Source organism: Deltaproteobacteria bacterium (genome assembly GCA_020848905.1).
Taxonomy (GTDB): Bacteria; Myxococcota_A; Polyangia.
The window spans coordinates 1-15,635 of sequence record JADLHG010000031.1 but is presented as its reverse complement, the minus strand read 5'-3'; the positions used below and the strand labels follow the sequence as shown (position 1 = coordinate 15,635).

Genomic DNA, 15,635 nt, shown 5'->3' with positions numbered 1-15,635 from the left:
GTTCACGCCGGCGCGCGGTGCGTGGTCCAGCCCAGGTCGCCGATCAGGAAGCGTCGGAGTCCTTCCACCGCCGCCGCGTTCAACGCCACGAAGGTGTGGCTGACCCGGGCGAGGCGTCCGACCTCGGCCGGGCCCGCGAGCTGGGCGTAGGCCGCGAGGCCGTACACGCCGAGCTGCGCCGCGAGCGTGGCGGCGTAGAGCGGCCAGCCGGGAGCCCCGGTGGCGACGAGGGCCACGTTCGAGGCGAAGAGCGTGGCGAGGGCGAAGGGGCAGACGAGACGCAGGAGCTTGTGCGAGACGAACTGCATCCAGAGGCGGTTCTCGCGTGGGTCGAGCAGCCAGGGGAGCTGGGTCAGGAGCTGGAAGTTCCCGGCCAGGGTGCGCGCCTTGCGGGAGAACTCGCCCTCGATCGCCGCCTCGTCGTCGAAGACCTGGGCCGTGGGGACGAAGAGCACGCGACTCCCCTGCCGCACGACGCTCATCGGCACGAAGACGTCGTCGAGCAGGCAGCCCTCGGGGAGCTCGCGAAAGAGCGCGCGCCGGATCGCGTAGAGCGCCCCCGTCGCCCCGACGACCGAATCGAAGCGCCCCTCGGCCTGGCGGATCAGTTTCTCGTAGCTCCAGTAGAGGCCGGGCCCCTGCTCGCGCCCCAGCATCAGCTCGCCGCTCGCCGCGCCCACGGCCGGGTCGGTGAAAACGCGGACGAGGGAGCGCAGCGCCTGCGGGTCGATGCGCTGGCGCGCGTCGCAGAAAAGCAGGAGCTCCCCGCGCGCGCGTGCTACGGCCGCGTTGATGGCCCGAGCCTTGCCCCCCGCCGGGTCGAGCCGCACGAGCTCGACGCCGCGGTGCGCGTAGCGGCCAACGAGCTCGTCGGTACCGTCGGTGGACCCGTCGCTCACCACGATGATCTGTCGCTTCTCCGCCGGGTAGTCGAGCGCGAGCAGGTTCTCGAGCTTGCCGGCCAGGCGCGCCTCCTCGTTGCGGGCGGCGAGCACCACGGTGACCACCGGCTCGAACGCGTCCAGCGCCTCGGAGGAGGGGCGCGGGCGCAGCCGGGAGAGCACGTTGATGAGCAGCGGGTAGCCCGCGTAGGTGTACGCGACCACGCCAAGCGATGACCAGTAGAGCGCGGTGGTGGAAATCCACACGGTGAGGTTCCTCGGGGCTGTGGACGAACGGCCCCGAGTATATCATGCGCCCGGTGCAGCACGGAGGAGCCCGGATGAGCCTCGTCTCCCTCATGTATCACGACGTGGTGGATCCCGACCGCGCCACCGCGAGCGGCTTCCCGAGCGCGGACGCGGCGCTCTACAAGGTCGCGCCGGCGGTCTTCGAGGCGCACCTGCGCGCGGTCGGCGCCACCGGAGCGCTGCGCGTGGCTCCGCCCGCCGAGGCGCTACCGCGGCACGGCGTGCTGCTCCATTTCGACGACGGAGGCGCGAGCGCGCTGCCGGAGACGGCCGACCTGCTCGAGCGCCACGGCTGGCGCGGGATCTTTCACGTCACGACCGGCCGCATCGGTAGCCCGGGGTTCGTGACCGAGGCCGACCTGCGCGAGCTCGCGCGGCGCGGGCACGGCATCGGCTCGCACTCGTGCAGCCACCCGCCCCGCATGAGCGAGCTTCCGGAGCACGAGATCCGGCGCGAATGGAAGGAGAGCCTCGCCCGCCTGGAGCAGCTCCTCGGCCAGCAGGTGCCCTTCGCGTCGGTGCCGGGCGGCTTCACCTCGCGCCAGGTGGAGCGCCTCGCGGCCGAGGAGGGGGTCCGGTTTCTCTTCACCTCGGAGCCGTGCACCTGCGTGCGGAAGGAGGGCACGTGCGCCGTCCTCGGCCGGTACGCGGTGCGTCGCGACACCTCCGCCGTGGAGGCGGCGGCCATGGCCCGCGGGGACCTCGTGCCGCGCTATCGCCAGTGGGCCGTCTGGCAGCTCAAGAAGCCGCTCAAGCGGCTCGGCGGCGAGCGGTGGCTGCGGCTGCGCGCACGGCTCCTGGCCCGGCGCTGAGCCCTGCGCGTGGCGCCCTGCGGCGTACGAAACCCGGGAAGTCCCGGACCACGCTTCGACCTGCGCGATTGACACCCCCGCGTCGCGCGATAGCATATGTAGGGATGCTTCATACGCCGCGTCTCCGCACGGCTCTGACGCTCTGCATCGCGAGCGTGTGCGGGTGCACGGCACGGCTGTCGGGGGGGACCGGGGACCTCGCCGAGAGCGACTACGGGTATCCCGACGGAGGCGGCTGGGTCGACGACCGCGGCATCCTGCGCGACGGCCCAAGCCCCTACGACCTGAGGCCGCCGACCCGCGACTCCCGCCCGCCCACGACGGATCAGGCGGCGCCACCGCCCACCGGCTACTTCCCCATCCAATCGATCTGGTACCAGGACATCTCGAAGGCCCCGCTGGACAGCCAATCAGGGTCCATCATCTCCTCGGTCCAGAACAACGGCGGGTGGGCCTACGGCAGCTTCACCATCGACTTCCTGCTGCACGTGCTCTACGTGGACGACTCCACCTCCTCGCGGCACTTCATCGCCACGGAGGACTTCTACAACCCCGACTGCGACAAGGTGGCCGTGCCGGTACCCAGCGTCGGCTCCATCGAGGGCGAATCGGGCTTCGAATGCACGAATCTGAACCGAGACTGCCACCTGATCGTGGTTCACAAGACGCGCAAGAAGCTCTACGAGATGTGGCGAGCCAACCTCGTGGACGGGGAGTTCTACGGCGGCTGTCTGGCGGTCTGGGATCTCACGCGCGTCTACGGCCCATCGGGGCGGGGCGAGCAATGCACCAGCGCCGACGCGGCCGGCTTTCCGATCGCCCCGCTCACCTTCACCGCCGACGAGGTGAAGGCGGGTGCGATCAATCACGCCCTGCGCTTCGTCCTGCCAAACGACCGCATTCGCAACGGGGTCTACCTCCACCCCGCGACGCATTCCACCCCCTCCACCTCGGGAGGTTCCGACGCGGCGCCCTACGGCGTCCGGTTCCGCCTGAAGGCCAGCTTCGCGATGGACCGGTTGCCGAACGCGGGGGCGCGCGTGGTGGCTCGCGCACTGCAGAAGTACGGCATGTTCCTCTCCGACGGCGGCGGGACGACGCTGACGGCCCAGCACGACCGGTACACCACCGCCAAGTGGAAGGGGCTTCTGGCCTACAACGACCTGTCCGCGTTGAAGGTCAGCGACTTCGAGGTGGTGGATGGCGGGCAACGCATCCCCTACACCGCCCGCTGCGTGCGGAACCCCTGAGACGCGCGCGCTGCCGCGCCGTGGCGCCGGGCCCAAAGGCTCGAATTGACAGCCAACCCCTCTGGGTTAGCATCGGGACGATGTCATCGCTCCGACTGAGGACGCGCGCGACGCTGCTCTGCACCACGGCCACCGTGGCGCTCGCCGGCTGCTCGTCGGGCTCCACGCCCTACTTTCCCTCGACGGCGCCCTGGTACCAGGACGTCTCGACCCGGGCAAAGGACCCCGAGTCGGACAAGGTCATCGACGGCCTGCAGCGTGCCGGGGGCTGGGCCCACGGCGTCTTCGTGGTGAACTTCCTCATGACGGTCCTCATCGCCGACGACGCCTCGCCGGTGAAGACCTTCACCCCGACCGAGGACTTCTACACGCCGGACTGCGACCACGAACCGATGCCCGTGCCCGTCGGTGGCGCCGTCGAGGGCTCGCCGGACTACCGGTGCCCCGGACCCGACCAGGACTGCCACCTCATCGTGGTGCACCGGGACCGGCGGAGGCTCTACGAGATGTGGCGGGCCGACATCCAGGGCAGCAGCTTCCGCGGGGGCTGCCTGGCCACCTGGGACCTCGACCGGGACTACGGTCCGTCGGGGCGCGGCGAACAGTGCAGCAGCGCCGACGCGGCGGGGATGCCCATCGCACCCCTGCTCCCCACGGCCGACGAGGTGCAATCGGGGGCGGTCGAGCACGCCATGCGCTTCATCCTGCCGAACGGACGCATTCGCGCCGGCGTGTACGTGCACCCCGCGACCCACTCCACCCCCTCCGCCGCCGGCGGCGACGACAAGCCGCCGTACGGGGCCCGCCTGCGTCTGCGCGCCAACTTCCCCGTCGAGCGGCTCCCGAGCGAGGGGGCGCGTGTCCTGGCCGTCGCGCTCCAGCGCTACGGCATGCTGCTCGCCGACGGGGGCGAGGCCGTGCTGCCGGTGCAGAGCGATCGCAACACCCAGGCGAAGTGGCGCGGACTCCTCGACACCGAGGACCTGCGAGAGCTGAAGGTGACGGACTTCGAGATGGTGGACGCCGGCCCGCGCCTGCCCTACACGGGGCACTGCACGCGCAACCGGTGACGCCGGCTCAGTGCCGGAACTCCTCGTAGAGCTGGATCGTGTCCTGCGCCCATTTCCTGAGCGTGTACCGCTCGTCGATGCGCCGCGCCCCTTCCACTCCCATCTGCCGCCGGAGCTCGGGCCGCGTGAGGAGGCACAGGATCCGGGCCGCGATCGTCTCGGGGTCCATCGACGGCGAGACGAAGCCCGTCCGGCCGTCCACGACCAGCTCCGGGCAGCCGCCGACCGCCGTGACCACCACGGGTCGCTCCATCACCATGGCCTCCATCAGCGTCTGGGGCAGCGCCTCGGTGCGACTGGTCTGCGCCACCACGTCGAGGGCGAGGAGCGCATCCATCGCCTCGTCCACGTAGCCGGCCCAGACGACCCACTGCTCGATGCCGAGCTCGGCGGCGAGGCCCCGTAGCGTCTCCTCTTCGGGCCCCGTCCCGAAGATCACGGCGCGCATCCTCGGCACCGCGGGCGCGACGAGGGCCACCGCCCGCAGAAAGATGTCTACGCCCTTCTCCGGGCTGAGGCGGGTGAGCATCCCCACGGTGGGCACTCCCACGGGAAGGCCCAGCCGTTGACGCAGCTCTGCGCGACCGGCTCGCGCGCGCAGGCTGGCAGGGTCCACGCCGCTCGGGATGAGCCGTAGCTGCTCCCGGCCGATCCCCATGCGGAGCGTCATGCGCCGGTAGTGATCCGCGAGGACAATCACGCGGTCCATTCGCTTGAGCGCCTGCACGTCCAGCCACTCGTAGAAGCGGACCTTGTAGTCCTCCTTCGGAAAGAGCCAGCCCGAGACCTCGCCCACGATCGGGAGCTTCGCCAGGCGGCAGGCGAGCAGGCCGATCACGTCGGCCTTGTAGCCGTGCGAGTGGACCACCGCCGGCCGCTCCTCCTCGAGGACGCGGCGCAGGTCGGCCACCACCCGGCGCGAGAACACGCTCTCCACCGGGACCCGCGCCACGGGCAGCCCGAGCGCCTCCACGGCTTGTCCGAGCACGTCGGACTGCTCGCCGAGCCGCGCCTCCTGCAGCATGACGAAGCGCGCGTCGACCCCCTGGGCTCGGAGCTCCGCCAGCTCGGCGAGGAGCACGCGCTCCGCGCCGTAGACGCACGCGCTCCCTTTCATCAAATGAACGACGCGCATCAGGCGATCTCCTCGGCGCACAGCGGGGTCATGCCCTGGCTCCCAGCGCTCAGCGCAGCTTTCCGCCCGCGCTGCCGGCGATGAGCCGCGCCAGGCGCTTGCGAGCGGCCAGCCAGTCCTGCCCCTCCTCGGACCAGGAGACGGCCTCGCCCACCTTCGTCTCGTCGGAGAGGGCCTGCGGGATCAGCTCGCGCAGGAGGGCGTCCACTGCCGCGCCGTGCCCCTTCTGCCGCGCCAGCACCAGGTACTCGACGTCCTCGATCCCGCGGCGCCAGTTCTTGAGCCGGATGCTCGGCAGCGGCGCGTCGATCCCGCGATCCTCCTTCGGGAAGAGCCGGTCGCGGCCCGGGTAGAAGAGCACGCCGTCCCCGAGGAGACGGTCGCCGTGGGTGTTGGTGAAGGTGAGCGGGTCGGCGTACACGTTGGTCGGCCCCCGCTTGCCCTGGAAGTCGTCGTAGTAGGTCGACTCCCAGTAGAACCACCACGGGATGCCGTGCTTGTACTGGATCCACGGATTCACGCGGGGAGCGATCGCACTGTCGTCGGTGAGGAGCGTTCCGCTGAACGGACGGCTGCCGTTGTAGATCCAGACGTGCTTGCCCTTCTTCTGCGCCTGGGCCATGCGGCGCACCGAGAACTCCCCAGCGTAGGTGCAATAGATGTCCACCTCGAGACCGGACTCGAAGCGGTTGGTCACGAACGACAGGACCGGCCGAGCCGCCGCCGCCACCCGGTTGATCTCGGGGAAGTCCTTCCGGCCGGGCTCGTCCTTCACGTAGAGGAAGAAGCGCGTCTTGGGCGCGTGGCGCGCGAACCACGAGGTCCAGAGGGCCACCTGGCTGCCGCTGAGCTTTCCCCCGTAGGTGGAGATGGAATAGATCTCCTGCCCCACCCCCATTCCTGGCCCCTCGTACCCCGCTGCCGCGGTGTACGCGCGCCCCGAGTGGAGCTCCTTCATGAGCGCCGTGGGGGCCTTGTCGTGCCCCGCGAAGAGCTCCACGCGGTGCCGCCGGGCCAGGCGGTGGTGCCGGAGGACCAGCGCGTCGAAGACCTTCGGCGCCACCTTGGCCCCGCGGCCGAAGTAGCGCGGCGAGAGCGAGAGCTCCTCGGGGTGGCCCGAGAAGTAGAGCATCGATTTGGTCGACGAGACGTCCGGCAACGTCGCGGGCAGCACCTGCAGTTCCACGGGGAGCTCACAGGTGGGGAGCGCGCACTTCGCCCCGCCGATGCTGACGCGCACCGTTCCGCGGTGGGTTCCCGGCGGCGTGTCGCGCGGCACGTAGACGTCGATCCACACGCCCTGGTTGCGCCGGCCGGGGACGGTGAAGCGCTCGCCCGCGCGGAGCGGCACGAGCGGATCGGGGACGAGCCCCTTGGCCGTGGAGGGCTCCGCGGCGCTGCCGGCGCGCCAGACGAACCCCTTCGAGCCCTGCTTCACCGGCAGGTAGAGCTCCTTCAAGAGCTCGATGCGGCGTCCGACGAAGTAGCGGTCGGGCTGGTCGGTCGTGCGGACGTTGCGGATCGGGCCCACGTTCGCGAGCTCGACGCCCACTCGCGCGGTCTCCGCCGCGCCGCCCTGCAAGATGACCTGGAAGGCCACGGTCTCGTTACGCGCGGCGAAGAGCCGCACGAGGGGCGGGTACTTGCTGAAGACGGCGTTCCCCGCCCGGAGCGGGTGCGCGAGCTGATCTGCGTTGACCTTCGTGCCGTCGTCCAGGGCCCAGACCGCGGCGAGCTCGGCGTGGGCGGTGTGAGAGCAGGCGAGCAGGGCGGCCCACCCCAGAGCTACAGCGCGCATGGTCCGGTGTCGCTTTCCTGACGAGGTCGTCGTGGTGACTTGTCGACCAAAGCAGGATATCGTTTCGAAATGCTCGAGCGCAAGAGCTCGCGGGGCGCCAGGCGCGCGCTATCTCCACCCCCGCCTCGACGCGCGACGCGACGAACGCTCGCGCTGGCCTGCATCACGACGCTCTTCCACCTGCCCATGGACGCGCAGGCGCAGACCAGGCTGCGCGGCCTCCTCAAGACCACCTCCGGCTACGAAGGGAACGTGGACGCGCCCGAGGCCGGCTCGGTGGTGACCCCCACCACGCGTCGCGACGAGGGCTTCGTGGAGGTCGTGCCCCGCGTGGTGCTGCGCGTGGACCGCCCGGCGTCGAATCACCTCATCGAGGGCGAGTTCCTCGGCCGACTCAACTTCCTGAGCACGCGCTACAACCTCTACAGCGGGCGCCTGCTCTACCGGGTCAACCTCGAGACCTCCCGCAACACGAACCTCACCCTCGAGCTGGCGGGGATCGAGGAGCAGTACAACCTGGGAAATCTCCTCTGGGCCGGCACGTACGTGCTCTTCGGCTCGGACCGTCCCGCGAAGGCCATCTTCGTCACGGCGCGGGCCCGAGAGGCCTTCGACTGGCAGATCACCCCCCACTGGTACTTCTCGCAGTGGTTCACGATCCGCGCGCTGGTGCCGGCCTACGTGGACGGCGATACCTGGCCGAGCCGCCTGCAGCTCGACGGCAACGCCGAGGTCTACCGCCAGTTCCGCGACGACCAGCTCGGCGCGGTGCTGAGCACGACCTACGCGCACAGCCTGGGCTACACCGGCTTCGACGGCTCCGCGGTTCCTCAGAGCGAGCAGGTCCTCGCGGCCGGAAGCGCGGCCTGGCGGCACGCCTTCAGTCGGGCGTGGGATCTGCGGCTGGCCGCGGGCGCGCTCTTCGCGCTGCGCGGCGACTCGAGCAGTTGGTGGGTCGTGCAGCCCACGGGCCAGGTCCTCGTGCGCTTTCAGGGGCGCGAGGTGCGCGAGCACCTCTCGCTGCGCGCCGGGTTCGAGCTCGGCTACGACCACGACGCGTCGCCGAACCTGTTGCGCGGGGACACGCTCATCGGAGACCGCGTCCACCTCAAGGGCGCGTTGCCGCTGGATCCCGGCCACCGCGTGCTCGTCTCGGTGGAGGGCTCGTACCTCTACGGCCAGCGCATCAGCGCCACGCTGAGCCGCCTGGACCGGGCGGCGCATCTGGTCCTCGCCGACGGCGCGCTCCAGTGGCGGCTCTCCGACCACGTGGAGCTCGAGCTGCGGTACCAGTTCGGCGCGCAACGCCACGCGAGCGCCACGGCCCCCGTGCCGGACCTCACGCGACACCTGGTCGTGGCGGGGGTCACCGTCGTCTATCCGAGCGAGTATCCGCGCCGCCCGGGCTGGTAGACCACCCCGTAGCCTCCGCGCTCCGCGCCGCGTATGCTGCGGGCATGAGCGACGGACCGATTCGCCACGCGACGATCTTCGTGCGCGAGCTGCGACTCTCCGCGCGAGTGGGAGTCAACCCCGCCGAGCTCGGGGCCGAGCAGCCGATCACCCTGGACCTCGACGTGGAGGTGGCGGAGCTCGACCGGGCCGCGGAGACCGAGGCCCTGCGCGAGACGCTCGACTACGTGGCCATCGCCCGCACCGCGCGGCGAGTGGTCGAGCAGCGCCACTATCCCCTGGTCGAGAGCCTGGCCACCGCCGTCGCGCGGGCGGTGCTGGCGCGCCCGGGGGCCGAGAGAGTGCGCGTCCGCCTGGAGAAGCTCGCCTGCCTGCGACACGCCGCGGCCGCCGGGGTGGAGGTGGTCGTGGATCGCGAGGGGGACGACGTCCACCCGCTCGCGACCGCGCGCGAGGCCCTGCGCGCCGAGGAGCCGGTGGCGATCGTGGGAGGGGGCGCCGCGGCGCTGAGCGCGGCCCTCTGGTGCTGGCGACTCGGGCACCGCGCGGTGCTCGTCGAGTCGGAAGAGCGGCTCGGCGGCCAGCTCCACCTGGCGCATCGACCGATGCCGGACCTCCTCGGGCTGCCGCCGCTCACCGGGCCGGCCTTCGCGCGACGCCTCCTCGGGCAATTCGAGCTCCACCACGGAGTCTGGCTCCGCGCCCGCGTGGAGCGCGTGGAGCCCGCTGCCGGAAGCTACCTGCTGCGCGCCGCGGCGGCGGAGGGGCCGCTGACCCTTCGCGCACGTACGGTGATCGTGGCCACCGGCGTGCGGCGCCGGACCCTCGGCGTGCCGGGCGAGGCCGAGCTCACCGGACGAGGCCTGCTCGCCACGGCCGCCAAGGGGACGCGCGAGCTGGCGGGACGGCGCGTGGTGGTGGTGGGAGGCGGCGACGCGGCCTGCGAGAACGCGCTGCTCCTCGCCGAGGCGGGAGCGCGCGTCACCTTGGTCCACCGGGGCGCCGAGCTCTCGGCGCGAGGCCAGTTCCGGCGACCGGTCTTGCAGCACCCGGAGCTAGAGCGGCGACTGGCCACGACGGTCGTGGGCTTCGAGGGACGGGAGCGGCTCGAGCGCGTGCTCCTGCACGGGGCGTCGGGACCCGAGGCGCTGCCGGCCGACGCCGCGCTCCTGCGCATCGGCTGGCGTCCGAACAACGAGGCGCTCCCTACCGCGTGGCTGGACGAGCGTGGCTACCTCCGGACGGACGCCGACGGACGCGTCCTCGAAGCGACCGGGGCCTATGGCGCCGGAGACATCCTCGGCCCCGACTGCTCCTCGGTGGCGAACGCGATGGGACGCGGGGCGAGCGCGGCTCAGGCCGCTGCGTCGTACCTGGAGCGCCTGCCGTAGTCAGGGGCACCTCGGCCGCGAGGCGCCCCCCCTAGCTCACTGTCCCTCGTCGGCGGCTTCCTTCTCGCCGCCACGCGCCTGCGGCACCACCTTGGACTCGGGCCGCACGGGGATACCGATGGTGAAGAAGCCGGGGCGGCCGGGCTGGCGCGCGTTCATCATGTTCCAGAGCCCGTGCGTCGCGGGGTCGGCGAGCCGCTTCTGGAAGTCCTTCCCGCCTTGCACGATATACAGGTATTGGCCGATTTTTGGCCCGTACTTGTTGCTGTGGCGCGTCCGCAGCACCACCGTCCGGTCGTCCATGTTGAGCCCGATGAAGTTATTCCGGAAGGTCTTCGGGTAGGGCCAGAACTCCTCGGCGTTCGAGAGGTAGATCGCACGCACCGGGACCTTCAGCTGGTGGCTCACCTTGCCGATCCCGGCGAGGGTCTTGTCCTTCAGCAGGTCCCCCTTCAGGACGCGCAGCCGCCCGGCCTGGATCAGCCCACGCAGGTAGGCGTAGTCCTCCGCCGAATGGAGCCAGTGCGAGACCCTGCGCTTGCCGATGCTGCGCACCTTGCGCAGGTGAGCGCCGATGCTGTTCGCGAGGCCACGATGCGCGGCGAGGATCTCCTTCAGCTCGGCGTGCTTCTCGTACTCCTTGCGCAGGAGCGCCTGGCTCTTCTCGCGTTCGGCCTTGTCGAACCGCGCGAGGTAGGCCTCGATGCTCTCCGAGGCCTTGATGAAGGCCACGTGCATCTGGTTCACGCGCACCACGAGCGGGTCGTAGTCCATCATCCAGGCCAGCTCGGCCCGCTGCCAGGCGATGAGCGTGAAGTTCTGGTCCGAGGCGATCCCGACGTAGGCGCCGCCGGCCTTCTCCAGGTAGGGGCGCCAGAGCTCGTGGTACCACTCGTTCATCACGACGTAGGAGGTCGCGTCGCGACAGGTGAGCATCACCCGCTTGCGGGTCCCCTCGCAGACCTTCTTGTCGAGGAGATCCTCCTCGCTACCCCAGAACGCATCGCGATCTTTCGCGGGGAGCGCCGCGGGGTCCGCTCGACCGGTCGCCGGCGCGGCCACGACCCACAGCGCGGCGACAGCTACTCCGACCCACCGTCGCCTCTTCGGCTCGCTCGTCCTCATGCTGACCTTGCTCCTTCCGTTCACGAGGGACTGCCCTCGGTCGCTCGCCGCCCCGCCTTCTCCCGGAGGCCCGCGATCCACCGGCCGTAGAGGTAGATCCCGAGGGCCGTCACGAGGCCGACGGCGGCCATGATGTACCAGACCATGCCGATCCGCGGGTGCGTCCGGTGGAGCGCCCGCGTGAGCTGCCACTTGTGCTCCTTGTCCATCCGCTCTGCCAGCGCCCGGAAGGCGCCGCCGACCTTGAGCTCCGAGAGCTCCCCCGCCGACATCCCCTGGCGGGCGAGGAGCGCCCGGGCCGCACCGTCCGGGTCGCGCAGGAGCGCCATCCGCGACGAATCGAGGGCGCCGCTCTCCTGCGTCAGCAGCGCCAGGTGGTCGAAGGCCTCGCCGTTCGGGATCTTCGCCACCCGCTCGGCGGGGAGCCCCTTGTCGCGCAGGAGCTCCCGCGCAAACCGATCCTTCGAGGCGAAGGTCTCGTAGAGCCAGGGGCCCACCTTCCCCTCGAGCGTCCAGCCCACGGCGAGCGGGATCTGCGAGAACCCGAGGTACATGGCCTTCTTGTCGTCGGGGGCGAAGTTGCCGATGAACTCGCTGAACTTGGGACTGGAGAGCATCTCGCCGACGCTGAAGACCAGGATCGCAAAGACCGAGAGCCAGCCCACCGTCGCGTAGCCCGAAAGGACCAGAGCCAGCGCGGCGAAGAGCGTCCCTATCACCATGCTCGAGGTAGCGCGCAGGCGTCCGCTCAGCGCCGCGAAGAGAAAGCAGGTGGTCATGATCAACCCGGCGTTGAGGTTGAGCATCCCCTCGGGCTGGATCTCCTTGCCGTCCTTGCTCATCACGATGAAGAACTTGGCCAGCGCGCTCTCGGCCCCCCCCGCTCCGAAGAGGGTCGTCACCACGCCGCGAGTGTCGACCCAGTCCTCGAGGTACGCGGGCAACACGTCGAAGATGGCGTTGAACATGAACCAGAAGCCCGAGAAGATGAGGAGGTAGACCCAGACGTGCCGTTTGCCGAGCTCGCGCAGCGCCTCGCCGGCGAGGCTCCGTTGCTCGAGCTTCCCCTCTTTGCGGAGACGGGCCCGCCGGAGCCGCTCGTCCTTTCCCACCTCGCGGTAGGTGAGGAGCATGAGGAAGTTGCAGGAGATGATCCCCGCGCACGCAAAGAACACGTTGCGCCAGGCCAGCTTTCGCATCTTCCCGGCCACGAGCGGCCCGATGAAGCCGCCGATGTTCACCGTCTGGTAGAAGATCCCCCAGGCCATCGAGCTGTTCTGCCGGGTCGTGGACTTCACCAGCGTCCCCTGGATGCCGGGCTTGAAGATCGCCGTCCCCGTGGCGAGGAGCACCGCGCCGGCGAAGAAGCCGTTGAAGGTGGGGAAGAAGCCCATCACCAGGTAGCCCGCGATCTTCACCACCGTAGAGGCGAAGATCGTCTCCTTGTACCCGTAGCGATCGGAGAGCCCCCCCGTGAAGACCGGCACCACGGATTGCAGCAGGGCCCAGACCATCAGGATCGTCCCGAACTGGGACATGTCCAGGCCGAGGCCTCCCTTCGAGGCGGGGTCGCGCGCGTAGAGGGTGGCCACGGCCTTGACCCCGTAGTAGGCCAGCCGCTCGATCATCTCCATCACGCCGACGATCCAGAAGACGTAGCTCAGGCTGGCGATGGCCGCCCAGAGACCGAGCTGCCGCACGTCGGCGAGGGAGCTGAGGTCGCTCGTTTCGTTGGGTTTCACCGCGCGGGGGCCTCCGAGGCGAGGCGACCCTATATGCTTTTGTCCGGCCGCTCAACAGCCCGTTCGGCCCCGCGCCGAGCAAAGCAGGGCGGTTTCGGGTAGACTGGGCCCTGGCGCCACGCGGCCCACAGACTGCCCCCGTGATTCCCAACTGGATCATCGTCGTCGGCGGCTACCTGCTGGCCTTCGCCGTCACTCTGCGCATCGTGATGCAGCGCCGCGAGCCGACGGCCACCCTGGCCTGGGCGCTCACCATGATGCTGGTGCCGTATCTCGGGGTGCTGCTCTATCTGCTGCTCGGGCGGCACCGCCTGACCCGCCAGGTACGCCGGCGGCGGGCACGAGCCGCCGCGCTCGAGCCGCACCTCGCGCGGCTCGAGATCACCGAGAGCTCGGGACGCTTCGACTCCGTATCGATCAGTCGGCCCCCGGACCGCGAGCTCGTGCGGCTCTCGAATCGCATGGGCTGTCGGCAGCCCACCTTCGGCAACGACGTGCGCCTGCTCGTGGACGCGAACGAGGCCTACCAGGCGATGGAGAACGCGATCCGCGCCGCCACCAAGCACGTGCACTTCCAGTTCTACATCTACAACGAGGACGACACCGGGCTGCGCTTTCGCGACCTGCTGATCCAGAAGGCCAAGGAGGGGGTCAAGGTCCGCGTCCTCACCGACGGCGTGGGCTCCTTCGGGCTCGACACCTTCATGATCCCGCTCGTGCAGGCCGGCGGCCAGTTCGCGGAGTTTCTGCCGGTGGGGCTCTTTTCCCGCCACTGGCACGCGAACCTGCGCAACCACCGCAAGAACGTGGTCGTGGACGGACGCGTGGCCTTCACCGGCGGCGTGAACATCGGCGACGAGTACACGGGCCGCAAGCGAAAGGTCGGCCTCTGGCGCGACACGCACGTGCAGCTCGAAGGGCCGGCGGTGCACCACGTCCAGGAAGCCTTCGCCGAGGACTGGTTCTTCTCGACGGGGGAAGAGCCCGACGACCCGGAGTGGTTCCCCGAGCAGCACCGCGCCGGGAATCTCATGGTGCAGATCGTGGCCAGCGGTCCCGACACCGACACGCAGCCCATCCAGCGCATCTTCTTCACCGTGGTCACCTCGGCCAAGGAGCGCGTCTACCTCACCACCCCGTACTTCGTGCCCGACCAGGCGATGCTCGTCGCGCTCCAGACCACCGCGCTGCGCGGCGTGGACGTGCGGCTGCTCCTGCCCCGCCGCTCGGACCAGTCGCTCGCGCTCCACGCCGGCCGGTCCTACTACGACGAGCTGCTCGAGGCGGGGGTGCGCGTCTTCGAGTACCGGCCCGGCATCCTGCACGCCAAGACGATGGTCGTGGACCAGAGCTGGGCCACCGTCGGCTCGGCCAACATGGACATGCGGAGCTTTCGGCTCAACTTCGAGATCAACGCGGTGGTCTACGGCCCCGACTTCGCGCGACAGCTCGCCGAACTCTTCGAGAAGGACCTACGCGACGCGGAGGAGATCACCAAGGAGCTCCTGGACGGACGAGGGCTCGGCCGACGCATGGCCGAGAGCTTCGCCCGCACCCTGGCGCCGGTGCTGTAGCTCGGGTCGCGTCAGTCCGCGCGCGCGAGCCAGGCCGCAACGTACGCGGTGAACAGCTCGCGCAAGCGCGTGGTGAGGCGACCGGGGACGCCCCCGCCAACGGCGCGGTCGTCCACGCGCGTCACGGGCATCACCTCTCGCAGCGTGCTGGTGATGAAGACCTCCGAGGCGCCGAAGAGGTCCTCGGGGGTGAGCGGCTGCTCGTGGACCGCGATCCCCGCCCGGCGCGCCAGCGCGATCACCTTGCGCCGCGTGATCCCCTCCAGGATCCCCGCCTCGACGGGGGGCGTGAGGAGCCCCTCCTCCCGCACCACGAAGACGTTGCTAGAGGAGCCCTCGGCCACGTGCCCCTCCGCGTCGAGGAGCAACGCCTCGTGCGCGCCCGACCGACGCGCGCGCCCGAGCGCCAGGAGGTTTGTCAGGTAGTTTCCGCTCTTGGCCGCCCCTCCCGCGGGCCCTTCCGCGGGGCGACCGGTCGGCACCAGTGCGATAGGAGCTCCTTGCGCGTAGAGCTCGTCGGGCCAGCGCTTCAGCGCGGTCACGATGATCACGCGGCACGGGCCCGCCGCGAGGGCCGGGTCGAGCCCGATGGGTCCCGCGCCGCGCGTCACGATCACCCGCACGTAGGACTCGGCGTTCCCGGTGGCGGCGATGGTGGCCGCGATCTCCTGCCGGAGCCCCGCGTCGTCGAGGGGCATCGGCAGCTCGAGCAGCTCGGCGGAGTGGCGCAGGCGCTCGAGGTGCTCGGGAAGGGCGAAGGGGCGCCCCCCGTAAGTCCGCAGGACCTCGTAGACGCTGTCCCCGTAGAGAAACCCGCGGTCGAGGACCGAGATCTTGGCCGAGCCCTCGTCGCCGACCTGCCCATCGATCGAAATGCGCGTCGTCACGAGAGACCCTCCCGAGGAGCCGTCGAACTATCGCACGCAGGTGTAGCCGGGCCGGACCCGCCGGGTCAATGGAAGGGCGCGCGGCAGGGCGGTCGAGTTCTCGGACATGGGGGTACGGAGGGGGCGCGAGGTGACGCGAGGCCCGGGCGGCGTCCCGAGTGCCAGCCGCCCTCCCTCCCCCCAATCCGCGGCTGGCGCGAGGGCCCGAGCCGCCGCTTGCGCCGGCCCACTCCGCCCCGCTGCCGGCT

At 70.5% G+C, this 15,635-nt stretch carries 12 protein-coding genes; 6 read left to right on the top strand and 6 right to left on the bottom strand.

The features are described 5' to 3' along the window. Positions 1-2: 2 nt before the first annotated feature. Positions 3-1,148 (bottom strand): glycosyltransferase family 2 protein, encoded by a 1,146-nt coding sequence (locus tag IT371_12270; protein ID MCC6748429.1) that lies wholly within the window; start codon positions 1,146-1,148, stop codon positions 3-5. 74 nt (positions 1,149-1,222) lie between these two features. Between IT371_12270 and IT371_12265 the strand changes: the two genes are divergently transcribed. The 3 genes from IT371_12265 (at position 1,223) to IT371_12255 (ending at position 4,322) form a co-directional block, all read left to right on the top strand. Then, on the top strand, positions 1,223-2,002 hold the full coding sequence (locus tag IT371_12265) for a polysaccharide deacetylase family protein (GenBank protein ID MCC6748428.1): 780 nt from the start codon (positions 1,223-1,225) through the stop codon (positions 2,000-2,002). 104 nt (positions 2,003-2,106) lie between these two features. After that, positions 2,107-3,252: a hypothetical protein gene (locus IT371_12260; protein ID MCC6748427.1), complete on the top strand. Its 1,146-nt coding sequence runs from the start codon at positions 2,107-2,109 to the stop codon at positions 3,250-3,252. An 80-nt stretch (positions 3,253-3,332) separates the two neighbouring features. Further along, positions 3,333-4,322, top strand: coding sequence for a hypothetical protein (locus IT371_12255; GenBank protein MCC6748426.1), 990 nt, complete (start codon positions 3,333-3,335; stop codon positions 4,320-4,322). Between the two features lie 7 nt (positions 4,323-4,329). On the opposite strand, the gene IT371_12250 is transcribed toward IT371_12255, so the two are convergent. Beyond that, complete coding sequence (locus IT371_12250) at positions 4,330-5,457, bottom strand: glycosyltransferase (protein MCC6748425.1); 1,128 nt, start codon at positions 5,455-5,457, stop codon at positions 4,330-4,332. Between the two features lie 49 nt (positions 5,458-5,506). Continuing rightward, on the bottom strand, positions 5,507-7,255 hold the full coding sequence (locus IT371_12245; protein ID MCC6748424.1) for a DUF4091 domain-containing protein: 1,749 nt from the start codon (positions 7,253-7,255) through the stop codon (positions 5,507-5,509). 69 nt (positions 7,256-7,324) lie between these two features. Here IT371_12245 and IT371_12240 point away from each other — a divergent pair, with 69 nt between their 5' ends. Beyond that, complete coding sequence (locus tag IT371_12240) at positions 7,325-8,668, top strand: hypothetical protein (GenBank protein ID MCC6748423.1); 1,344 nt, start codon at positions 7,325-7,327, stop codon at positions 8,666-8,668. A gap of 44 nt (positions 8,669-8,712) precedes the next feature. Continuing rightward, on the top strand, positions 8,713-10,059 hold the full coding sequence (locus tag IT371_12235; protein MCC6748422.1) for an FAD-dependent oxidoreductase: 1,347 nt from the start codon (positions 8,713-8,715) through the stop codon (positions 10,057-10,059). A 36-nt stretch (positions 10,060-10,095) separates the two neighbouring features. Here the strand turns inward: IT371_12235 and IT371_12230 are convergent, their stop codons facing one another. After that, positions 10,096-11,184 (bottom strand): hypothetical protein, encoded by a 1,089-nt coding sequence (locus tag IT371_12230; GenBank protein MCC6748421.1) that lies wholly within the window; start codon positions 11,182-11,184, stop codon positions 10,096-10,098. A 20-nt stretch (positions 11,185-11,204) separates the two neighbouring features. Further along, the gene (locus IT371_12225) at positions 11,205-12,818 is read right to left on the bottom strand and encodes an MFS transporter (GenBank protein MCC6748420.1); all 1,614 of its coding nucleotides are present in this window, start codon (positions 12,816-12,818) and stop codon (positions 11,205-11,207) included. 248 nt (positions 12,819-13,066) lie between these two features. On the opposite strand from IT371_12225, the gene cls reads away from it, so the two are divergent. After that, positions 13,067-14,500, top strand: a complete 1,434-nt coding sequence (gene cls / locus IT371_12220) for a cardiolipin synthase (protein ID MCC6748419.1) — start codon at positions 13,067-13,069, stop codon at positions 14,498-14,500. Positions 14,501-14,511: 11 nt separating this feature from the next. Here cls and IT371_12215 read toward each other — a convergent pair whose 3' ends face one another. Further along, positions 14,512-15,387 (bottom strand): aminotransferase class IV, encoded by an 876-nt coding sequence (locus IT371_12215; protein ID MCC6748418.1) that lies wholly within the window; start codon positions 15,385-15,387, stop codon positions 14,512-14,514. Between the last annotated feature and the right edge of the window lie 248 nt (positions 15,388-15,635).